Origin of the sequence: Rhizobium aethiopicum (assembly GCF_900094625.1) — a bacterium.
In the GTDB taxonomy this organism is placed as follows: Bacteria; Pseudomonadota; Alphaproteobacteria; order Rhizobiales; family Rhizobiaceae; genus Rhizobium; species Rhizobium aethiopicum.
Genome location: NZ_FMAJ01000001.1, coordinates 283,546 through 305,673 on the forward strand (window position 1 = coordinate 283,546; position 22,128 = coordinate 305,673).

Annotated in this window: 18 protein-coding genes; 8 read left to right on the forward strand and 10 right to left on the reverse strand. The window is 62.9% G+C overall.

What is annotated here, in order from left to right:
- Window positions 1-18: 18 nt before the first annotated feature.
- The gene (locus GA0061105_RS01445; protein ID WP_064691803.1) at window positions 19-630 is read left to right on the forward strand and encodes an ABC-type transport auxiliary lipoprotein family protein; all 612 of its coding nucleotides are present in this window, start codon (window positions 19-21) and stop codon (window positions 628-630) included.
- Between the two features lie 231 nt (window positions 631-861).
- Here the strand turns inward: GA0061105_RS01445 and GA0061105_RS01450 are convergent, their stop codons facing one another.
- Complete coding sequence (locus tag GA0061105_RS01450) at window positions 862-1,737, reverse strand: D-alanyl-D-alanine carboxypeptidase family protein (RefSeq protein ID WP_092747546.1); 876 nt, start codon at window positions 1,735-1,737, stop codon at window positions 862-864.
- Between the two features lie 370 nt (window positions 1,738-2,107).
- Between GA0061105_RS01450 and GA0061105_RS01455 the strand changes: the two genes are divergently transcribed.
- On the forward strand, window positions 2,108-2,857 hold the full coding sequence (locus tag GA0061105_RS01455; protein ID WP_092747548.1) for an aminoacyl--tRNA ligase-related protein: 750 nt from the start codon (window positions 2,108-2,110) through the stop codon (window positions 2,855-2,857).
- Between the two features lie 280 nt (window positions 2,858-3,137).
- Here GA0061105_RS01455 and GA0061105_RS01460 read toward each other — a convergent pair whose 3' ends face one another.
- Window positions 3,138-3,698, reverse strand: coding sequence for a cysteine hydrolase family protein (locus GA0061105_RS01460; RefSeq protein ID WP_092747550.1), 561 nt, complete (start codon window positions 3,696-3,698; stop codon window positions 3,138-3,140).
- 103 nt (window positions 3,699-3,801) lie between these two features.
- The gene (locus GA0061105_RS01465; protein WP_092747552.1) at window positions 3,802-10,917 is read right to left on the reverse strand and encodes an apolipoprotein A-IV repeat region-like domain-containing protein; all 7,116 of its coding nucleotides are present in this window, start codon (window positions 10,915-10,917) and stop codon (window positions 3,802-3,804) included.
- 465 nt (window positions 10,918-11,382) lie between these two features.
- On the opposite strand from GA0061105_RS01465, the gene GA0061105_RS01470 reads away from it, so the two are divergent.
- Window positions 11,383-11,766 (forward strand): Hpt domain-containing protein, encoded by a 384-nt coding sequence (locus GA0061105_RS01470; RefSeq protein ID WP_082928913.1) that lies wholly within the window; start codon window positions 11,383-11,385, stop codon window positions 11,764-11,766.
- A 233-nt stretch (window positions 11,767-11,999) separates the two neighbouring features.
- The gene (locus GA0061105_RS01475) at window positions 12,000-12,320 is read left to right on the forward strand and encodes a 2Fe-2S iron-sulfur cluster-binding protein (protein WP_064691798.1); all 321 of its coding nucleotides are present in this window, start codon (window positions 12,000-12,002) and stop codon (window positions 12,318-12,320) included.
- 356 nt (window positions 12,321-12,676) lie between these two features.
- Here GA0061105_RS01475 and GA0061105_RS01480 read toward each other — a convergent pair whose 3' ends face one another.
- Window positions 12,677-13,303, reverse strand: coding sequence for a DUF922 domain-containing Zn-dependent protease (locus GA0061105_RS01480; RefSeq protein ID WP_064691797.1), 627 nt, complete (start codon window positions 13,301-13,303; stop codon window positions 12,677-12,679).
- A 101-nt stretch (window positions 13,304-13,404) separates the two neighbouring features.
- Here GA0061105_RS01480 and folP point away from each other — a divergent pair, with 101 nt between their 5' ends.
- The 3 genes from folP to folK are packed head-to-tail and all read left to right on the forward strand — an operon-like array spanning window position 13,405 to window position 15,147.
- Complete coding sequence (folP, locus tag GA0061105_RS01485; protein WP_092747554.1) at window positions 13,405-14,274, forward strand: dihydropteroate synthase; 870 nt, start codon at window positions 13,405-13,407, stop codon at window positions 14,272-14,274.
- Entirely contained in the window at window positions 14,271-14,636 is a 366-nt protein-coding gene (gene folB / locus GA0061105_RS01490) for a dihydroneopterin aldolase (protein WP_003569012.1), read from the forward strand. The genes folP and folB overlap by 4 nt, the downstream gene beginning before the upstream one ends.
- Entirely contained in the window at window positions 14,629-15,147 is a 519-nt protein-coding gene (gene folK, locus GA0061105_RS01495; protein WP_092747556.1) for a 2-amino-4-hydroxy-6-hydroxymethyldihydropteridine diphosphokinase, read from the forward strand. Before folB ends, folK begins: the two co-directional genes overlap by 8 nt.
- 72 nt (window positions 15,148-15,219) lie before the next feature.
- On the opposite strand, the gene GA0061105_RS01500 is transcribed toward folK, so the two are convergent.
- The 4 genes from GA0061105_RS01500 to GA0061105_RS01515 form a co-directional block, all read right to left on the reverse strand.
- The gene (locus GA0061105_RS01500) at window positions 15,220-15,771 is read right to left on the reverse strand and encodes a hypothetical protein (RefSeq protein WP_092747558.1); all 552 of its coding nucleotides are present in this window, start codon (window positions 15,769-15,771) and stop codon (window positions 15,220-15,222) included.
- 208 nt (window positions 15,772-15,979) lie between these two features.
- Window positions 15,980-17,059, reverse strand: a complete 1,080-nt coding sequence (locus tag GA0061105_RS01505; RefSeq protein WP_092747560.1) for a YcjF family protein — start codon at window positions 17,057-17,059, stop codon at window positions 15,980-15,982.
- A complete protein-coding gene (locus tag GA0061105_RS01510; RefSeq protein ID WP_092748277.1) occupies window positions 17,056-18,531 on the reverse strand; it encodes a YcjX family GTP-binding protein in 1,476 nt (491 codons plus the stop codon). The genes GA0061105_RS01505 and GA0061105_RS01510 overlap by 4 nt, the downstream gene beginning before the upstream one ends.
- A gap of 130 nt (window positions 18,532-18,661) precedes the next feature.
- The gene (locus GA0061105_RS01515; protein ID WP_092748279.1) at window positions 18,662-19,156 is read right to left on the reverse strand and encodes a SixA phosphatase family protein; all 495 of its coding nucleotides are present in this window, start codon (window positions 19,154-19,156) and stop codon (window positions 18,662-18,664) included.
- A gap of 276 nt (window positions 19,157-19,432) precedes the next feature.
- Between GA0061105_RS01515 and dksA the strand changes: the two genes are divergently transcribed.
- Window positions 19,433-19,852 carry an RNA polymerase-binding protein DksA gene (gene dksA / locus GA0061105_RS01520; protein WP_008525884.1) on the forward strand — a complete coding sequence of 140 codons (420 nt, stop codon included), beginning with the start codon at window positions 19,433-19,435 and terminating at the stop codon, window positions 19,850-19,852.
- A gap of 89 nt (window positions 19,853-19,941) precedes the next feature.
- On the opposite strand, the gene GA0061105_RS01525 is transcribed toward dksA, so the two are convergent.
- Both GA0061105_RS01525 and GA0061105_RS01530 read right to left on the reverse strand, forming a co-directional pair.
- Window positions 19,942-20,622 carry a DUF1062 domain-containing protein gene (locus tag GA0061105_RS01525; protein WP_092747562.1) on the reverse strand — a complete coding sequence of 227 codons (681 nt, stop codon included), beginning with the start codon at window positions 20,620-20,622 and terminating at the stop codon, window positions 19,942-19,944.
- Between the two features lie 408 nt (window positions 20,623-21,030).
- Complete coding sequence (locus GA0061105_RS01530) at window positions 21,031-22,056, reverse strand: flagellar biosynthetic protein FliO (protein ID WP_092747564.1); 1,026 nt, start codon at window positions 22,054-22,056, stop codon at window positions 21,031-21,033.
- Between the last annotated feature and the right edge of the window lie 72 nt (window positions 22,057-22,128).

Sequence of the window (22,128 nt, forward strand, 5' to 3'; positions counted from 1 at the left end):
GGGAAGTCAGGGGTAACCATGGTCGCATCGCATCTGTTGTCGCGCCGTTCTTGGATCAGGGGAACGGTGATCGCGCTGCCGCTGACGGCGCTGATCCTTTCGGGGTGCGGGACCGCGGCCAAGAACGACACCTATGACTTGCCGAGCGCCGTCGACGGAGACGGACCCGCGGCCAAATCCCGCCAGATCCTGATTGCCAGCCCTACGGCGCTGAGGGCGCTCGACAGTGAGCAGATCGTCATCCGCGTCTCGCCGTCAGAAATCCAATATCTCTCGCGGGCGCAGTGGGGCGACAAGCTGCCGCGCATCGTGCAGTCGAAACTGGTCGAGGCCTTCGAAAATTCGGGCAGGCTCGGCGGGGTCGGCATGCCGGGGCAGGGATTGGCGATCGATTACCAGATCGTCACCGACATCCGCTCCTTCGAGATCGACGCTTCGAGCGGCAATCAGGCGGTGGTTGAAATCTCCGCCAAGATTCTAAACGACCGCAACGGATCGGTGCGCGCTCAGAAGGTGTTCCGGGCCATGGCGCCGGCGGGCGGCGACAATCCGGGCTTCGTCAAGGGACTCGACCGCGCATTTTCCGCGGTGGTTTCGGAGATCGTCAGCTGGACGTTGCGCTCAATCTGAGATGGCGTTTCGTGACTGTCGCGTCGACATCACCGGTTGCTGATCTGAAAAATATATGGGGCCGGCAGATTGGCGTCCACCGTGTTGAATTTCTCCACGAATCTATGGAATGCATCATGTTAGCGCTGTCAGGCTGCTGCAATTGCCATGTGATCGCGCAAGACCGGCAAAACCTGGAGGTCGCTTTCGGGTAGTGAAAACGCGTCCCGATCCTTCGGCTTCGCTCGCCGGTTACTTCGTCGGCTGCGCATCCGTCATCGTCGCGGCAGGCTGACTGCCTGGCGTTGTGGAGGCAGTGGCGGTAGGTGATGACGGGAGGGTGCTGTCCAGCAGGCCTGCCATCTTGTCGTCGCGCAGGCTTGCGGTCTTTTCGCCCATCACGACGCCGACGACACGGCGGCCGTCCTTCAACGCCGAGGTCACGACATTGTAGCCCGAGGCATCGGTGTAGCCTGTCTTGATGCCGTCGACACCGTTATAGCGATACATGAGATTGTTGTGGCCGCGCAGTTTCATGCCTCGGAACTGGAAGCCGCGCATCGAGAAGAGCTTGAACTCTTCGGGAAAATCCCGCATCAGCGAAACGCCGAGGGTCGCCATATCACGCGCTGTGGTGACCTGCTGCGGATCGGGAAGGCCGGATGGGTTCTTGAAGACCGTGTCCTTCATCCCCAGCTGGCGCGCCTTGTCGGTCATGACAGTGGCAAAAGCCTGTTCGGAGCCGCCGAGTTGTTCAGCAATCGCCACGGCAGAATCGTTGGCAGACAGCACGACGATGCTTTCGACCGCTTCACGCAACGTCACCTTGCGGCCGGCGCCAACGGCGAGCTTGAAGGGTTCCTTGCTCTCGGCATTTTCCGACATGGTTAGCTTCTGGTCCCAGGTGAGGCGTCCATCGTGCAGCGCCTCGAAAGCGAGATAGAGCGTCATCATCTTGGTCAGCGAGGCGGGATAGTTGAGCTCGTCCTGGTTGGAGGCTTCGAGGACCTGACCGGACTGGGCATCGACGACGAAGCTTGCCTGGCCGGCCTCGGCCGGAATGAAAGCGCCCATCAGCAGGGTGGACGAGAGCGCGATGGCAAGGAGCCGGGATGTCGTGATGGTCATCGTTATTGCTGTCTCTTTCGTTGGACGGCCGCGGAGCCGTTGGCTTTAAAACGCAAGCGGATCGAAAAAGTTTGTGACCGAATGAAGGACGGAGAGCAATAAAAAAGGCCCATCCACAGATGATACCTTTTGTCTCGGCACGGTCGGTTTTGACAATCGCGCGTATGGCCCGTAGAAATTCATCATGAGCATGAAGAGCGCGCCTTTCTCCTACCATGACCGCACCTGCCCGCAGGTCGCGATGGCGCGCGCCCTTGGCGGACGAGGTCTCCGCGTCCTGCTGTGACGTCCGGGCGCTGCATGCGTCCGGCGCGCCGCCGGACGTAAAGCCCTCACCACATCAATCAGGGTTGCCAGGGAGACAGGCGCCGTGCTCAATATTTATCATGTCAATTCGCTCGTCCATTGGGAGGAGCGCGAGATCCATCTGCGCAATCATATGATCGCCTTCTTCTCGCAAGAGGTCCGCAGTTTTCTCAGATCCGTCAATCCGGCCTGGGATGTCAGGAGGGTCGAGGCGCCGGCGCTGATGCCGCGGGCGCTGGTTTCAAGCGCCTATTCGAATGGCGATATCTGGGTTCAGGAACAGCTGTCGGCCGGCGATGCCGCGCTGGTGCTGCGACCGGAGACGACGCCGTCGACCTATGCCTATATGCAGCATATTCTCGGAAATCACTCAAGGACGCGTCTGCCGCTCTGCGTCTGGCAGGCGGGCCGGTCCTATCGCCGCGAGCAGGAGCAGCCGACGAAACATATGCGGCTGAAGGAGTTCTGGCAGCTCGAATTTCAATGCGCCTTCACCGCCGGCAGCGGCAACGACTATCACGCGGCCTGCCTCGAACCGGTGCGCCGCATGATCGCCTCGCTGATCCACCTGCCGACGCGGGTCGTGCCCTCCGACCGGCTGCCGGCCTATTCCGAGGTGACGATGGATATCGAGGTCGATAACGGCGACAAGTGGATGGAGGTCTGCTCGATCTCGAGACGCACTGACTTTCCGCAGCGTTACCGGTCGCAACCGAAGCAGGGACCTGCTATCCAGCACGACGTCTTCGTGCTCGAAATCGCCATCGGTCTCGACCGTTGCGTCTACAACTGGGGCATAGCGGCTGACGGGTGAGAGGCGGAACACCGGGACAGAATGGCGGTCCCGATGTCCCCTGCTGTTGTTCACGAATTTTCCACTGCACTTCGAACTGCTGCAGGCGTGGGACACGGATGTTGAAAGTCTGGTCAAATCGGCAACAAACAGTCGAGCGGAAATATGACGACTGGGGACAGAGGCCGATCCTGGCCGAACGGCTGCGGGAGGTGCCAGGAGATCGACGAGGCGCTGATCGTCAAGTTTACAGGACCGATTGCCTGTTTCCGATTTGATCTCAGGTGTTTTTGCCAGAGCCTTATGAAAAGGCAATGTCGACGGCGGGGCGGACCTCTACCATCGCGTCGCCCGCATCGAAACCGTGAAGCGTTTCGTTGTGGTGGGCGACAATCTCGGAGAAACCAAGGGTCGCCGTGTCGCCGGTTGTGTGGCCGTCGGCAACCAAGGTCACGTCATAACCGAGCGAAACGGCACGCCTAACGGTCGTGTCGACGCAGAATTGCGACATGCAGCCGCCGACGACGAGGTGGGTAATCGAACGTTCTTGCAAGCGGTCGGCAAGATCGGTCCCGAAGAAGGAGTCGGCGCTTTTCTTACGCACGACGACGTCACCTGTTTGCGGCGCAATCTCGCGGCGCAGCGCCCAACCCGGCGTGCCCACGGCCAATCGATGACCGGTATCGCCATCATGTTGCACCAGCACGATCGGCACGCCGGCCTGTCGCGCCTTTTCCTTGAGCAACGCCAGTCGAGCAACGGTCTCATGAAGTGCGGAATCGACCTCGGCTTGGCGCTCCGGCGTCGCCTTTCCGGAGAGAATTGCATTCTGCACATCGATAATCAAAAGGGCCTTGGTCATTTCGTTCGCGGTTCCGGGCTGGGGAGCAGATCATACCCCGTCATCAGTCAAAGCCGCTTGACGCGCGTTCAGGCGGCTTCAGCTCCACGATATCGGCCAGACTTTATCTGAGCCTGCCCGCTGCATGGGCGAGCATGGTGTAAACCTTGCCCGTATCCGAGGTCAGGTAGGACTGCGTGACGGTCTGGTTCGGGTCGGTTCGGGCGACGTCGGCGAGCAGCTTTTCGAAATCACCGATATAACGGTCGACGGCAGTGCGAAATTCCGGTTCGCGGTCGTATTTGCGCTTGATCTCATCGAAGGTCTGCTGGCCCTTCAGCGTGTAGAGGCGGCGGGTGAAGACGTCGCGCTCGCCGCGCTGGTAGCGGCGCCAGAGATCGACCGAGGCATCGTGGTCGATGGCGCGTGCGATATCGACGGAGAGCGAGTTCAGCGATTCCACGACGTGGCGCGGATTGCGGGTATCGCCGCTGCGTGCGGCCGGTGCTGCCGTTTCCGCCGCGCGGGCGGGAGGACGGGCGGGGGCCTCGCCCGCAGCCTCTTCACGGGATGCGCCGCGCAGAAGATCGCTGATCCAGCCGCCGCCTTCCTGGGTTGGTTCCTGGCGCCCCAACTCCTTACGAGCGGGGGCGGGCTGCTGGGCGGCACGCTGAGGGGCGACGGCCGGAGCGGCCGGAGCGACCGGTGCAATCGTTCCGCGCAGACCCGCCGCTTCGATCGGCGGGGGCGCTGCCGGCTGCGGCGGCTGGGGCGCGATCGGCTGGGTCGGGCGCTGAGCCGGCTGTGCCTGGGCAAGCGAGCGGGCGACGGGCTGGGAGAGCTCAAGCTGCTGGCTGGAGCGGCCGACGAGCTGGGAGATATCCTGCAGCGCCTTGATCTGTTCGGCGACGGCGCGGCGCATGGCCGAGGCGCTTTCCTTGGCTTCCTCGGGCAGGTCGAAGGCGCCGCGCTTCAGTTCGGCGCGGGTGGCGTCCAGTTCGCTGCGGATGTCGGCAGCCGAGCGGCGGATGTCCTCGGTGGCGCCGGAGAAGCGGTCGACGGCATCCTCGATCGCCTCGCGCAGCGATTCCCGCATGTGCTGGGCGGCACCATCGGAGGCACGGCCGGCTTCGCCGAGCATACGTTCGACTTCCGACAGCGAGGCGGTGAGGCCGCCGCGAATACGATTGGAGAGATCGCCGGAACGGCGCTCGACATTGGCGAAGGTGCTGTCGATCGTGGTATTGGCTTCGTCGCCGGCGCGGGTGATTGCCTCGCGCATCGTCTCGGCGGCTTCCTGGGCGCGCTTCTCGGTTTCCGTCAGAATGCGGCCGATATCGGCAAAGGACGATTGCACGCCCTGGCGCAGATTGCCGGTGACCTGGGTGGAGCGCTGCTCGGCCCGCTCGAACACGGTTTCGATCATGCCGCCGAGGCCGCGCATGGTCTTTTCAATCTCGTCGGAGCGTTGGACCAGGCTGACGGAGAGGGCCTGCAGTGCGCCTTCACGCTCCTCGAGCGTCGAGGCGAGGTTGGACTGGGCGGCACCCAAAAGCTGTGAGGCTTGGGTCAGAACCTTGGAATGGTCGTCGAAGCGGCCGATGATGCTGCCGACCTGGGCCAGCGTCTGACCAGAGATGTCGGAGAGGCGGTCGACCTTGCCTTCGAGAAGCCTGGTCGAGGCGTTGACCATTTCGGCAGCCTTGGTGGCTGAGTCGGCAAAGCGCGTCGTGGTTTCGCCGAGGCGCCCGTCGACGCTCGTCAGCTGCTCGGCGGCGCGGTTCATCATCATCGCCATCGCCGCGCTGCTTTCCGACATGCGCTGAACCAGGCCGTTGACGTTGCCGACCAGGCTGTTCTCTATGGCGCTGACAGCGTTGGCGACATTCTCGGTGCGGGCGGCAACGGCGCTGGCAAGCGCTTCGTTTTCGGCGCGCAGACGGTCGGCGCTGAGGTTGGCTGCGGCGGTGATGCGGGCAGCGGCCTGCTCGCCGGCATCGGTGTAGCGATCGATGATCGGCCGGGCCGTTTCGTCGAGGATGCGGGTCAGTTCGACAGAGCGGCTCGAAAGCATCGAGTTGAGGTCGCGGGTGCGGTCCTCAAGCGTCGAGCGGATCGAGTTGCCGCGCGCTTCGAGCGCCCGGTCGACGTCGGAGAGGGTGGTATCGATCTCGCGGACACGTTCCTCGAGATTGGAGCGGATGGCGCTGCTGCGAGCTTCGAGCGCCCGCTCGACATCGGCCATGGTGGCGGAAATCTCGCTTCCCGCCTTCGACAGCGTCGTGCGGATGGTTTCGCCGCGCGCCTCGAGAGACTGGCCGGCATCCGAGAGGGCCCTGGAAATGGCATTGACCTGGGTGCCGACGATACTCTCGGCCTCGGCGACCTTGTTGACGATGGCATTTCCGGCTTCCGAAAAGGTCTGGGCGACCGCCGCGGCCTGGGTTGCCAGGCGGTTCTGAGCTTCGGCGACCCGGGTGACGATCTGCGACGAGCGCTCATCCATGGTGCGGGTGAATTCGTCGCTTTTCGCATTGAGATCCTCGGCGAACTGCTGGCCGGTCTTGCCGAGCAGTTCTGTGGTTCTCGTGGCTTCGCCTTCCATTCCCTGGGCTGCTTCGGCCACCGCGCTGCGCAGCGTCGAGGCGAGGCCGGCGGCCTTGCCTTCGATGGTGCGGTTGACGGCGTCGAGGCCGACGGTCAACGCACGATCCATGGTGGAGAGGCGTTCCTCGATGCGTTCATTGCCGCGGTCGAGGGTTTCGCCGAGACTTGCCGTGCGGCCCTCGATGGCGTCCGCCAGCGTGGTCGTGCGGTTATCCAGCGTCTCGGCCAGAGTGGCGGTGCGGCTGTCGATTGCCTGCGTCAGATTTGCAGCGCTGCCCTGCAGTGTCGCCGAGATTCGTTGGGTGGCGTCGTCACCGAGCGCGCCGAGACGGGAAATGCCATCGGCTAGCACGCCGGAGAGCTGACTGCTGGCGGCTTCGACTTTTTCAGCAACACCGCCGACGCCGTCACGTATGCGGGTCTCGATGGCCGTAAGGCCGGTTTCCATACGAGAACCGGTTTCTTCAAGACGTCCCGCGAGGTTTTCGACCGACCGGTCGAGGTGGGCGGAAAGGTTCTGGGCAGAGCTCGAAATCGAGTTTGCCGCTTCCTGGAAGCGGCCGGCGATCTGACCGGCACCGGCGTGCATGCGATCTTCCAATGTCTGGGCGCCGGCATCGATCGCCTTGCGGATCGAGGCTTCACGGTCTTCAAGCGACATTTCGAGCATGCTGACGCTCGTCGCCACCGAAGTGCCGATGTTGGTCGCCTGTTCGGTGAGCGTATCGCTGATTTGCGCATGGGCCTGGCTCAGCGACAGCTCGATGGCATTGCCGCGATCCTCAAGCGTCGTGCGGATGCGCTCATGGGCGGAAGCGAGCCCGCCTTCGATGCGCGCCGCGGCCTCCTCGGCCATCCCTCCGAGCCGCGCATGGGCATCGCTCAGACGGCCGTCGATCCGGCCGGTCAAGCCGCCGACGAGATCCTCAAAACGGGCACCGCCCGCATCGAGAACGCCAGAAAGCGTGGCGCTGTGCTCGGCAAGTGCGGATTCAAGCCGTCGCTGATTGTCGGCATAGGCGTTGTGAATGGCGTCCGTCTTGTCGGCAAAGGCGCCCGCGACACGCGCTTCGGCGCTGGTGACTGCCTCCATGATCGCATTGCTGCGCGCTTCAAGCGCGCTGTCGAAGCGGCTCTGGTTGTCGTCGAGCGAGATGGCAAGCGCCATGGTCTTTTCGTCAAGCGTATCGGTGAGCCGGTCATGGCTTGCCGTTACGGCGCCGATGAGCGCGGCGCTGCGGTGTCCCAGGGCCTCTTCGAGGCGAAGCTGACCCTCGGCCAGCGAAGCGGCCAGCGCGCCGGCCTTCTGGTCGAGCACGCCGTTCAGGCGTTCATGCGTGCCGGAGACCGCATTGGTGATCGCATCGGCGCCTGATGTCAGCGTCTCCTCGAGGCGGCTCTGGCTCTCGTTCAGCGAGATCGCAAGTGCCATTGCACGATCGTCGAGCGTCTCTGACAGGCGGTCATGGGTGGCGGAAACCGCATTGAGGAAGGATTCCGAGCGGCTCTCCAGCGTGTCCTGCAGGCGGTTCTGGCCTTCGTTCAGGGAGGCGGCGATGGCCGACGCCTTCTCGTCGAGGGTTTCGGCGATACGCTCATGCGTACCGGAGACGGCCTTGAGGAAAGCTTCGGAGCGGACTTCCAGCGTGTCTTCGATCCGCGACCGGTTCTCGTTGAGAGAGATTGCCAGCGCCATCGCCTTCTCGTCGAGCGTCTCCGATAGGCGGTCATGGGTGCCGGATACGGCATTCAGCAGTGCTGCCGACCGGGTCTGCAGCGTGTCCTCGATGCGGGCCTGGCCTTCGGTCAGTGAGATCGCAAGCGCCATGGCCTTTTCGTCGAGGGTCTCGGAAAGACGCTCATGGTTGCCGGATACGGCATTCAGCAGGGCCGCCGAGCCGGTTTCGAGCGTATTTTCGATGCGCGCCTGGGTCTCGCTGAGCGAGTTGGCAAACGCCGCTGCCTTACCTTCCAGCGTCTCGGCAAACAGGTCATGGGTGCCGGAGACGGCGTTCAGCAGGCCAGCGGAACCGGTTTCGAGCGTTTGCTCAATGCGGGCCTGGCTTTCGCTCAAGGAAATGGCCAGCGCCATCGCCTTTTCATCCAAGGTTTCCGCAAGCCGTTCGCTCGTGCCGGACACGCTGCTCAACAACGCTTCGGCGCGCGTTCCGAGCGCATCTTCGATGCGGGCGTGGCGTTCGTCGAGCGAGGTCGTCAGGGCCGCCGCCTTCGTGTCCAGCGTTTCCGACAGGCGATCATGGGTGCCCGAGACGGCGCTGAGGAAGGCTGTGGAACGGGTTTCGAGCGTATCCTCGATGCGGCTCTGGCTTTCGTTCAAGGAGATGGCGAGCGCCATTGCCTTTTCGTCGAGCGTTTCGGAGAGGCGGTCATGGGTGCCGGAAACGGCGTTGAGGAAGGCGGTGGAACGGGTTTCCAGCGTGTCTTCGATGCGGCTCTGGCTTTCATTCAAGGAGATGGCGAGGGCCATCGCCTTTTCGTCAAGCGTTTCCGCAAGACGGTCATGAGTGCCCGAAACGGCGTTGATGATGGCGTCGGAGCGCGTCGTCAGCGCTTCCTCGAAGCGGCCGTGGTGGGTGGTCAGCGCATCGACCAGTGCGCCACCGCGCTCCGCCATGACGCTGTCGATACGCTCGTGGGCTGTGCCGAGCGCTTCCCGGATTTCTGCGGCGCGCGCTGTCAGCACGCCGGTCAGTTCCTCGGCGCGGCCGCCGAAGGCCGCGGTGACCTGCTCGGTGCCGGCGGCAACGGCAGTCGTCAAATCGGTGGTGGTGGTGCGCAGCGTGTCGCGGAATTCGGCCGAGCGGGCCTGAAGATTGTTCTGCAGGTCGGAGGTGCCCGATGCAAGGGCCAGCGCGATGTCCGAAGTGGCGCCCTGCAGTGCCGAGCTCAGTTCGCCGGTGCGGCTGGCGAGCGCGGTGGTAATTTCTTCGGTGCGGCTGTTGAGCGTGCTCTCCAGCACTTCATGGCCGGTAGCAAGCGCAGTAGCAAGTGCCAGCGACTGGTCGGTCATCGAGGAACCGATCCGGTCGATGCTGGAGCTCAGGATGCCCTCGATCGAATCCGAACCGCCGCTCAGCGTCTCGTTGATGCGGGCAAGGCTCTCCATCAGCTTGGTGTCGAGCGACCCGGTACGCTTGTCGAAAGCGCTGGTGAATTCGGCGACACGCTCGTCGAAGGCGGTCGACAGCTGGGCAACGGTCGTCTGCAGCCGCTCCTCGAAGAAGCCGGAGCGAAGGTCGAGATCCATGACGGCGTCGTCGGCAGTGCTCTGCAGGCTCTGGCGGAAGCTTGCACCCTTTTCGTCGAGCGCGCTATTCAGCTTCGACAATACGTCGTCAAGGGTCCCGCCGATGGTGCGTTCGCCCGATGTCAGGCTCTCGTTGATCTCGCGGGTGCGGGCGATCAGGATTTCGTTCAGCTGATGCGTGCGCTCGTTCAGTGCCGCGTTCAGCTTCTCGGTGCTGCTGTCCATGGTCGAGGCGCGCGTCTCGAACTGGCTGAGCAGCTTTTCGCCATGTTCGTTGAGGTTGACGGACAGCGCCTCGAGGCGATTGTCGAATTCGGTGGCCAGCGCAAAACCGGAGGCGTTCAGTGTCTGGAGCAGGCTGTCGGTCTTGGCGGCGAGCAGGCTGCCCATCGACTGCAGGGCGCTGTCCGATTTTTCCAGGATCGTCGCCGCGCGCGTGTCGATCAGCGAGGCAAAGGCTTCGCCCGACGTGGCGAGTCGCACCGCGATCTCTTCGGTCGCCAGCGACAGTTCTTCCTTCAACTGGTCGTGGACGCTGCCGATCGAGGTGCGGATGCGGTCGGCATGGTTGACGATTGCCTCGCGCTCCGAGCCGAGTTCGTGGACGAGACCGCGCACGCGCAGCTCGTTGTCCGCATAGGAGCGTTCGAGCGCATTGACTTCGGAATGAACGAGCGTTTCCAGCTCGGTAGCGCGCGCGATGGTGCGTTCGATGCCTTCGTTCATCGCCGAGACCTCGCGGCGCACCGCCTGGCCAACGGTCATGATGCGTTCGGAGGCGATAGTTTCCGGCTCGGCCAGGCGCAATGCCACCTCAGCCATGGAGCGGGCGGCGTTGCGCATATCCTGGGCGCGGGCGATCATGATGGCGAAGGCATAGAACATCATCACCGGAATGATGATGCCGACGAGGCCGGCAATGACGCCGGGCAGGGCGACAAGATCGGCGATCGAACGGATCTGCCAGATCTGCGGCGCGTAAAGAAGGGACATCAGGCCGAGGCCCGCCATGACCCAAAGCACGGAAAACAGCGTGGCGGTGCGCATCGCCGAGCGGCTGGAGGCGCCGTCGAAGGACTTCAGGATCGAGGCGGGTGTATTGCGGCTGGCATCGTTGGCGGGCGCGAAGGCCGGAGCCCTGGAAGCCTGCTCGGCCCCGCCACCGCGCCGGTTGCGGCGCTGCGCTTCTTCCTGGGCCTGCTGATTGCGCGCATTCGATGGTTCAGACACATTACCCTCCGGCGCCTGGGGCGCGTCGCCGCGGCGAGACGGCGCGTTATCCTTGCCGAAATCGATCTGGAGTGCCTCGTCCAATGCCTTGAACGCCTTGTCCTCGATCGACTCATTATATTTGTTGTTCGCCATTCGGTTACGCCTCGTTACTGTCGGTCGGCCCGGCAGCGCGCGTCCCGGCTTCCGCCTCGCCCGGGAACAACCTTGCCGTTACGGCCCCCCATCCCAACCGCGGACGGATAAGCATGTCATTTCAGAGTAGATAGCCGCTTTTTCAAACGGAAGGTATCAAAACACTACCATTATCCACTCACTCGGCAAAGGCGCGTACCATAAACCCGCTCCACCAGTATCGTAGTGACACATCTGGGCTCTGCACACAATTAATGAAGGCTTGAGATTTGCGGGCCGTTAACGCGTTGTTAACACCTTTGAATCCGGCGCGCCGCTTAAAAACCAATAATTTAGGGACATTTAACAAACGTTAACCATATGGTGAGATTTCCGCGCGCGATGTGCCGGAATTTAACGCCATGGCCACCGTCCTGACGCAGAACTGTAGCAAGTGCGGACGACGTGAGACGGGAGAAATGGCAGATGGCGGCCCAGATGGCAGCATTGAAAATCGTGTTCGAGGCGCCGGACAATGCAAAGGGCCCGTGTCCCTCCAAGGTCAGGCCGATCGATCTCGTCCATCTCGCAAAGCAGACGATGGGCGACAAGACGCTGGAAATCGAAGTCCTTCAGATGTTTGCGCGCCAGGCGCGGGCCTGCCTCCAGGATATGGCCAGCGGCGAAACCGTGCGTGTCGGCGCGGCCGCGCACCGGCTGAAAGGCGCGGCAAGTTCGGTCGGCGCATTCCGCGTGTCGCAGACAGCTGAGGTCGTCGAGGAGACCGGCGGCGATGCCAGCGCAATGGCGGCGCTGGGCGCTGCCGTCCTCGACGCCGAGACTTTCATTCTGAAGCTCTGCCGCAGCTGACCTCCGGAAACCGCTGCGCAGTTTAGGCCAACATGCATAAGATATCGTTCGAACGGGACCCGTTGTTTCATTGCGGAACCACGGGTCTTTTTGCGACGTCCTGGATGACGCTTTGAAGACGGCGGGCGAAGGCCCGATCTGCGAGGTTATGGCGGATTTCGGAATGTTGACTGATGCGTCGAATTGTCGGAAGAAACTCCGCCCACCCAATCTGAAGACCGGAAATAGTCCTGATGCCTAAACTTACGATCGTCGCCTTCGACGGCACGCGCTTCGACCTCGACGTCGACCAAGGCTCCACCGTGATGGAAAATGCCGTGCGCAACTCGGTGCCCGGTATTGAGGCCGAATGCGGCGGCGCCTGCGCCTGCGCAACCTGTCACGTCTATGTCGACGAGCAATGGACGGAGAAGGTCGGTCAGCCGGAAGCGATGGAAGAGGATATGCTCGACTTCGCCTTCGATGTGCGTCCGACCTCGCGGCTTTCCTGTCAGATCCGGATGAAGGCTGTCTATGACGGGCTCGTCGTGCACGTGCCGGAACGCCAGGCCTGAGACGTCCTGCGCTTCGTCCGAAAATCGGAACCGATTTTCGGCCGTGCGGCGCTCTAGGGCGAATATCCGCTGCCATATCCTCAAAAAAGACGCCTCGCGCGCTGGTGCGAGCGAGGCGAGGCGGGCGCATTACCTACGGATGAGGGAGGAACATCCGCGGCTTCGGAACGCGCCAGGAGAACCCAGCGAGGAAAGTCCGGTGCCGTCCTGGACTTTCGAATGTGTTCATACTAACGCGTTCCGGTTGAGTCTGCCAGGATGAAAAATGACCATTTAATCGCTGGGGAGAGCGCAAGTTTCGCACAAGTTTCGTTGCGCAGCTAAGTTTTTCCGCTCGTCACCAGCTTGGAAAAGCCTTATTTTCCGCCGGCCCGACTGTTGATTCGATTTTTTAGCAATCGCAACATCCGCTTCTGGAAGTTGACCGCCTCGACCCGGTCGAATCGCGCCTGCAGCCGATCGTGCTCCTCTATACCGCGAGCTGATTCGTTGGAGACGAGTTCCTGCATCGCCTCGCAGCTGCGCTGTTGCGGCAATGCGCGGATGGCGCGTTCCATCGCGCGGGCCTGATCTCTGGCGATCTCGGCATGGCGCTCCTCGTGGCGCTTGATATCGCTCGACAATGCGTCCCAAATCATCGAAAGCTCCTTGCTGGCGCCTCTGCGGCTGTTCCAGCGCGGCAGGATGATCTGGGTGTGGACCGTGACCTTGACGTTGCCGACGCGACAGCGGCCATTGTCCTGGATATAGGTAGCCTCGCCGCCGAAGCGGATCTTGGTGGCGCCGGGATGGCGCGCCGAGGAGCCGCTCGCCGTCGGGCCGCGCCGGCTGAGTTCCCGGTCGAGCTCATCGGCGGTTTTGCCACGGATGTCGAAATAGGAATAGCTTTTCGATGCGATCACTTCGGCTGCCGCCGGACTGCTGAAGGAAAGAGCAATGGAAAAGGCGACAGGAAGGCACATATAACGCATTGCAAGCGGCATTCTGAACGCAACCCATGTTGAAATCGACAGGAGCTTGGGGCATAGCCACCGCAAGCGCAATATCGGATGACGCTTTTTTCCTCATCAATAGGATAAGTCTGGTGACAGGGCTCGAAGGCAGTATATGGCGTGTCGGCCATGGCCGGGAAATCGAACTCGGCCGTCGTTCGGCGATCATGGCGATCATCAATGTGACGCCGGACTCCTTCTCCGACGGCGGACGCTTCGAAACCGTCGATGCTGCCGTCGAACACGCGCTGCAGGCGGTCAGCGACGGTGCTGCAATTGTCGACATCGGCGGCGAATCGACCCGCCCGGGGGCGACCTCGGTCAGTCCTTCGGAAGAGCAGGCGCGGGTGTTGCCCGTCATCGAGGCGCTGCGCGGCCGCGCAGAGGCACTGATTTCGATCGACACCTATCGCGCCGAGACGGCGCGGCTTGCAGTCGGCGCAGGTGCCCATATTGTCAACGACGTCTCCGGACTGCGGAAGGATGCAGGTATCGCGGATCTGGCCGCGGCGACAGGGGCGGGGCTCTGCATCATGCATACCGGCCGCGACAGGGTGAAACTTGTCGATGTGATCGCCGACCAGGTCCATTTCCTCGAAGGGTCGCTTGCGATCGCCGCTGCGTCGGGGGTCAACAGCGACCGGATCGTGCTCGATCCGGGCTTCGGCTTCGCCAAGGAAACGGCGGAAGAGAACCTGGAACTGATGGCGCGGTTTTCCGAACTTTCGCGCTTTGGCCTGCCGCTGCTTGCCGGCACGTCGCGCAAACGTTTTCTCGGCGCGGTGACGGGGCGCGAGGCGCAGGAGAGGGATGCGGCCACGGCTGCATCAAGCGCGCTGCTCAGGCTTCAAGGGGCTGCGGTTTTCCGGGTGCACAATGTCGCAATCAACAGGGATGCGCTTGCTGTCGCCGATGCTATGCTCAATGCGCGCCAGGAATTCGAGAGGAAGCGGCCGACATGACCACCTACACGATCACGCTGCAGAACTGCGCGTTCTTCGCGCGCCATGGCGTGCATGACGAGGAGGAATTCCTCGGCCAGCGCTTCTTCGTCGATGCCGAGCTCGATGTCGTCGCGGGCGAGGCGCTGGAAAGCGATTCGATCGATGACACCGTCAATTACGGCATTGCCTTTACGGTGATCGAGCAGATCGTCACCGGCAAGCGACGCTATCTGATCGAAGCCCTGGCGCTCGATATTGCCAAGGGCCTCTGTCAGACATTTCCGCAGGTGCGGCGGGCGAAGATCACGGTGCGTAAGCCGAATGCGCCGGTGCCCGGCGTGCTCGATTTCGTGCAGGTGAGTGTTGAGCATTTTGCCTGAAGCTGCATTGCAATCCGCCACACTCGGCCTCGGCGGCAATTTCGGCGACCCGGTAAAGGCCATGGCCGCGGCGCTGCGAGAGCTGGATGGGCGCGACGATTGTCGCGTCAGCGCCGTGTCGCGGCTCTATCGCACGCCGCCCTGGGGCAAAACAGACCAATCGTTCTTCTTCAACGCCTGCGCAGCCATCGAAACCCGGCTGCCTCCGGAGGCATTGCTCGATGTCTGCCTTTCGATCGAGCGTGAGATGAAACGCGAGCGCATCGAGCGCTGGGGACCGCGCACCCTCGATATCGACGTGCTGACCTATGGCGACGTCGTCCAGCAGGCGCCGAGGCTGGAGTTGCCGCATCCTCGTATGACTGATCGTGGTTTCGTCCTGATGCCGCTTGCCGACATTGCCCCGGGCCTTCTCGTCGGGGGCCGGCCGGTCAGCGGCTGGCTGCTCGACGCCGACGTGACCGGCATCGAGGTCGCCGATGACAGGGGCGACTGGTGGCGGAGCGCCTGAGGAACGGATCCTGATACGCGAAACGGCGGGAAACCCGCCGCTTCAGGGAAACTCGATCATCCGGTCTGTCTACTACTGGATGGAGCCGACGGCAATTTCGTCGACCTGGCGGGTCAAGGTCAGGCCGATAACCGGAATCATCTGGCTTTCCACCTTGACCGAAACGGTGACATTCATCGTCTTGTCGTCACGTACACGAGCGATCATCGCGCCGTTCAGCTTAGCGCGGTTGATGCCGACCACGACGGTGTCCTCGGTGACGGCGCCGGAGACGACATCAAGACCCTTGCCGGCAGCGCCGTCGAGGAACTTGCCCTTGTAGGTGGAGCCGGACTGCGAGATGACGGCGCTCATCGGCTGCTTGAAGACGCCGACTCGGCAGGTGCCGTCGAGCTTGATGCCGGCAGTGCTGTCGCCGGTGGGTTCACCGGTCAGGTTGCAGGTGAATTTCGTGCCCTTGTACTTGCCGGCGACGATCTCGCCGGGACCTTTCCAGGAGCCGGTGACGGATTCGAAGAAGGCCTTGTCACGGGTTGCGGCAGTGGCTGCCGGAGCGACGTCTGCGACCGGAGACAATGCCGCGGCGGCGAGGCCACATATGATGAGAAACTGGCGCGAATACATGGACTTTCCTTGGCAAACACCACTCACGAACTGGTGCCAAGTTTTGCCGAAGAATGGTTAATCCTTCCTTTCGATTGTCTCGAAATGCGCGGGATTGCGTGGCTGCCACGACGCGTGATTTTGAGGTTCCGACAGCTACAATATTGAATCTGCACGCCTTTGCTAACTTCACCTTAGGTAAGGTGAAAGCTGCGGAATTGCTGGTGAGTTAAGGATTGTTGCCGCGCGGCGACATGGAAGGTGCGAGATCGCCGATAAAATCGCCGATTCCCGGCCGCTTCAGCGCGCGAAAGGCAAGCGGGCGACAGAGATCCATCGCCGCGATTCCGATGCGAGCGGTCATCAGACCGTTGATGACGCCTTCGCCGAGTCGAGCCGAAAGCTTTGAGGCCAGCCCATGGCCGAGCACTTGCTGGACAAGACTGTCGCCGACGGCGATCGAGCCGGTGACGGCTAGATGCGCCAACACGTCACGCAGCAGGCGGAACATTCCGAACGTGCCGGGACGTCCGCCGTAGAGCTCGGCCATGGCGCGGATGAGGCGCACGGACTCGTAGAGCACATAAAGCAGATCGACGATTGCGCGCGGGCTGACGGCGGTGACAATCGAGACGCGCTTGGAGGCGTTGACGATGAGAGACCGCGCTTTGCGGTCGAGAGGGGCGAGCAGCTCGCGTTCGGCCAAGGCGATCAGATGCGGGGGGTCGATGACATCGCCTTCGGTCGCCTTCAGCGTCGCGCGGGCTCTCGATGTCTCGGGATTGGCCGAAAGAAGCGTGGTGAGACGCGCAACGACCGCACGCGCCCTGGCCGGTCGTGTTTCCAGGATCGCCGCCTCTGCTTCTGCCTTGATCGTCTGAACGGCGGCAAGGCGCATCATGCCCGCGGTCTCGCGGATGACAAGAGCAAGCACGGCAAGGATGCCGATTGCGAGCACGCCAAGGGCTGCATAACCCAGCCAGTCGGCGCGGGTGAAGAGATCGCGGATCAGCCGGTCGGTCCAGAGGCCGAGGCCGAGCGACAGCAGGATGCCGAAGGCGCCGGCGGCGATCTTGCCGAAGGAAGTGCGCCGCTTGCGCGGTATTGCCACCGGCACTGCGCTCATATCCCTGGCGGGATTGATGAAGGGATCCTCCTCGTCGGGCGTCAAGACGATAGCTTCCGAGAAGCTTTCCGGTTTGCGTCGGTCTTGCTGCTGCCGGCCGCTGTCGCGCGGCTCGGCCGCCTCATCCTCATAAGCGAAGGCGGCTGGTGGGCGGCGCGGCAAATCGGAGGGGGGCTTACTCATGCGAGACGGTCTCCGAACAGGAACTGCATGGCTCGGTCAAGGCGGATATGCGGCACCGACAGCTTGATGCCGCCGCCGGTTTCCTCGAGATGCGGCGGGCGGAATCTGATGACGTTGACGTCGGGCAGGGTAGCACCGGTTTCGCCCGAGGCGATGCGGTCGAAAAGGCTTTCCGGATCCCGCGGTAGATCGCCGGGGAAAATCGCGGTCTTTCTCTGGCCGTCGAAGCGCTCGCCGGCAATGGTTTCGCCCTCCATCGGCGTGCCGACGATGACCGGCAGGTCATGACCGTCGCGTTTTACCGAAGCCTCGCGTGTGGCGCGGACGGAGGCGAGCGCCATGACGTCGATGCCCGCACCCGCCATGCCGATGCGCTCGATGGCGCGATCGACAAGGCGGCGGGTCAGCGCGTCGAGCCGGTCGTGACTTTCATGATGGAGATGGTCGGCCTTGGTGGCGGCGACCAGCACGCGGTCGATGCGGCGCCCGAGCAGCGAGGAGAGCAGCGAGTTGGTACCGGGGCGGAAACAGGCGAGCACGTCGGTCAGCGCGCGTTCCAGATCCTGGACGGCTTCGGGGCCGCGGTTCATGGCCTGCAGCGCATCGACCAGCACGATCTGGCGGTCGAGCCGGGCGAAATGCTCGCGGAAGAATGGTTTGACGACTACCGATTTATAGGACTCGTAACGCCGCTCCATCATCGTCCAGAGCGAGCCGCGATCGGGGCGCGCGCCCGGCGGCAAGGCGAGCGGGGCGAAGGTCAGAGCCGGCGAGCCGTCGAGATCGCCGGGCAGCAGCAGGCGTCCGGGCGGCAAGGTCGAGAGCGAGCGTTCGTCGGCCTTGCAGGCCTTGAGGTAATCGGCAAAGGCGGTGGCAAGCTCGCGGGCCACCATCTCGTCGGCGCCCGCCTTTATATCGGCGGCACGTGTCATCGACAGCCATTGCCGCGACAGTTCGGAGCGCACGCCGGTTTGTGCAAGCGCGATTGTCTCCTCGCTGAACACGCGGTAGTCCTTGCCGAGCAGCGGCAGGTCGAGCAGCCATTCACCGGGGTAGTCGACGATATCGATCGACAGCCGGCCTGGCGAGAACAGCCGGTTCCAGCCGCTGGCGCTCTGATAATCTAGGGTGATGCGCAGTTCGGAGATGGCGCGAGTCGAATCGGGCCAGATGCGGTCCTTCACCAGCGCCCGGATATGATCCTCGTATTGGAACCGGGGCACGGCGTCATCCGGCTGCGGCTCCAGCCGCACGGCGGAAACGCGGCCGGACTGCACCGGTTCGAACAGCGGCAGCCGGCCGCCATGCAGGAGATTGTGGACAAGCGAAGAGATGAAAACCGTCTTGCCGGAGCGCGAGAGGCCGGTGACGCCGAGCCGGACGGTCGGATTGACAAGGCCGCTCGCCCTGTCGGCGAGATTGTCGAAGGCGATGCGGGCATCGTCGGCGAGGGATGTCAGGCGTGGCGGCAAGGGGTGATTCCGATTGGCGACTGCCCGCAATATAGGAAGAGAGCGCCGCCCGAAAAAGAAGTGCGGCGAGGGCATTTCCGTTTTCCCCTGGTGAAGAAAATGCGCTGCCTTGTTGAATTTGTCCGGATGTTTAGACGACTACGAAATCGGCCAGGCGCCAGCCGGTGACGGAAGAATCGAAATCGATGACGGCAAGACCCGCCGTTGGGAAGCCGCCGGGAAGGGCGCTGACCATCGCCTCGTGGCCGATCAGGGCCTCCAGCGCTTGCTCAATCGTCGGGTTATGGCCGACCAGCATGACGGCCGCCTCATCCTGAGCGTCGACGATTTCGAGATAGGTGTCGACGGTGGCGTTGTAGAGCGCATCGACATAGCGCACGTCGAGGGCAACGCCGATCGCCCGATGGACGGCATCGGCGGTGTCGCGGCAGCGTAGCGCCGTCGAACTGATCAGAAGATCGGGACGATAGCCCTTGTCGGCGGCCTTGTCGGCGATGATCTCGGCATCGCCATAACCTTTTTCGTTGAGCGGCCGGTCGAAATCGCGCTGCCCGGGTTCGGCCCAGGCGGCCTCGGCATGACGCAGGAGATAGATGCGATTAGGCGGAGGCAGCGGTACGGTCACGGGCAAATCCAGGATCGGCAGGGTCTTTTCAGTAGCGGCTGCGGTCCGCCGCCGTCAACCGCCAGCCACGCCGCACCGACCGCAAACCAGGCCGACAACACGGCGTTTCGAAGGCGAAGCAAAAATTGCCAGCGCGAATAATCATGAGAAAATAGTCCGTTAGCCAAAAAATGTGACAGATTTAAAAATCTGTTTAGCTGTCGTATTTGGCTTGAATCGCGGCTAGCGCTTGGGATATACACCCGGCCAGATGAGATGTTCTTCAGGAGAATCGCGTTGAGTGAGAAGATCGATCTTAGCAATTACGTTCCCTCGGAAGAGGAAGAATTCATGAACGTAAACCAGCGTGCCTATTTCAGGGCGAAACTGGTTGCCTGGAAAAATGATATCCTTAGAGAAGCGCGCGAAACGCTCGACCATCTGGCCGAGGAAAGTGCAAACCATCCCGATCTCGCCGACAGGGCGTCGTCGGAAACCGACCGGGCGATCGAACTTCGTGCCCGCGACCGGCAGAGAAAACTGATCTCCAAGATCGACGCGGCGCTGCAGCGCATCGAAGACGGCACCTACGGCTATTGCGAGGAAACCGGTGAGCCGATCGGCCTCAAGCGGCTCGACGCCCGTCCGATCGCGACGCTGTCGATCGAGGCGCAGGAGCGTCACGAACGTCGTGAAAAGGTCTACCGCGACGAATGACGGCCCTCATGCAGGCATAGGCATATTCAGCGCCGCGATCAGATCGCGGCGCTTTTTTTTGCCATCTCCCCAGGGCATCGAAGAGGAGGTCACGAAGGTGCAGGATCGTCGTGTTCGTGGCGCGTGCTTCGCCGATTGCAGGGAGCCCCTGTCGCCAGAGCTTTCCAGAGTTGCTCTCGCTCGGCCTCCACGGCGAGATCGATGGTGACGAGAGTGCCATTCCTGATTCGCCGCCGCATGATGTCTGCCCGGTCGGGGTCTGTTCGGCACAGGGCCTGATTGCGAAGAGCCTGCAGGCGTGAGCGTGACATCTTCAACTCGCCGGCCAGCAGCCGATCCAGGCGCGCGTTTGTTGGAAACGGGGCCGCCAGTTCGATTTCCAGGTTCGTCCAGCCTGCGGGCTCGTGCCGTACCTCCTTGACGATGTCGAATTCGGCGGACTCGTCGATGCGCTGCGACTTGCGTCGCAGCGCATCGAGATTGAACGTTTCCGTCCGAATCCAATCCGGATCGTTCGACTGCAGCGCGTCGAGAATCATCGGATCGATGTCGCGAAGATTCCGGCGCTCGAAGATTGCCCGGTTCCATGTCCTTTCACAGCTCATGCATTTGTAGATGAGCCAGGCGTCCAGTTTGCGACCGTTGGCGTTAAGTCGGATCTTGCCGCTGGCTCGGAACGCTCTGGGCCCCCCGCATCCGCCGCACGCGATCCATGGCTGCGGCGCCGTCCTGGGAGTGATGGTCCATCGGACCCGAAGTGTCTTGCACATATCGTCTTGGTCTTCCGTTCGGAAGTCCACCAAGATGGTGCAGGAGAAAACCCGTGCGGGCGCGGTATGGCGATGTTGTGGGCGGCTGAAGAGCTGAGACAGCGGAGCTGCACATGGCACATTGTAACAATGCCAAACCGGTCTCTCGCCACCACCCGATGAACATGTTCGCATGCCGCCGGCGTGTCGCTCGCGGCAGTACGGGTGAAACTGGGGTGAGACCGGTATTTACTTAGGCAAAGTCTACCTCGAATGCGCCAATGCTCTTCAGCCTAATCGATAGCAGATGATCGGCCTGGTAGCGAGACCGCCGACCATTCGTGCGACAAAAGCCGCAGCATTGCGACTTTTATGCAACTGCATGACGAATGTTGAGGTTTCGCAACCGGATGTTCCCTGGGCGTTTTCTCACTTGTCGCGATTGACGCTCATTTCGCCGAAGATGCGGGCAACTTCTTTCTGCAGTTCGGTGTCGGCACCGGTGATGGGGGCAAGCTCGGGGTCGCGGCGCGGCAGGCTGGCCGGCTGCGGTGCGGCCGGGCGAGAGGCCTGGTTTGCCGGGGCCGGCACGATGCGCTCGGCCGTCAGGTTGTTGGCCATTTCCTGTTCCAACACCCGCTGGAAATCACGGCGGATCGCCGCGGCCGATTGCGCAGCCGCATCGTCTTCGGCCGTGGCGGGTACGGCGCGCGGTGCCGGCATGTCCGGGGCGGAGACTTCGGGTTCGACGCGCTGCTGCGGCAGCACCCGCTGGCGGGCGGCGTCAAGGATTTCGGCTGCGCTCGCCGTGTCGCGGAGCGGTGCCGGTTGGGCGCCGGAGGGACGCTCCGGCGCGCGCGGCTGGTACGGGACAGCGCGCGGGGAATGGTCACGTTCGGCCGAAAGAGGTGCCGGCGCGGGCTCTGGCGGAAGGGGGCTGGTGGCCACCGGCGGCGGCACGGTGAGCTGGGCCGGCGGCTCGGGGCGCGGACGCGGCTCCGCTGCGGCGGGCGCAGCGAAGGAGGGCTCTGTGGCCGGCTCGGCGCGGGGTGCGACCTGTGGACGAGCGGCGGAAACAGGTGGTGTTGCCGGTCGCGGGACTGCTATCGGCCGCTCCTCGGCCAGTTCCGGGCGGTAGATGCTTTGCGGCTGTTCGGCCATGTCCGGCAGGATGCGGCTTTCGATGACGATGTCGGTCGGGCCGCCGATCATGATGAGATGCTCGACATCATCACGGCGCACCAGCACCAGCCGGCGGCGGGCATCAACGGCTGCCGCATCGAGCACCTGCAGGCGGGGTTGACGGTTGCGACCGCCGCGCACGAAGGGCGACGGGGCGCGGCCCCGGATCAGCCAGAGCGCCAGAATGAGCAGGAGAAGGGCCAGGCCGACGCCACCGGCCGCAAGCAGAAAACGGCTGCCGTACGCTGCGACAAGATCATCGAACATAGTCACTCACTCCATTTCGCATTCGGCACATATTGACGACTTTTCCGTTTCTTAGGCAAGGGCCGCCGGTGCTGTCCA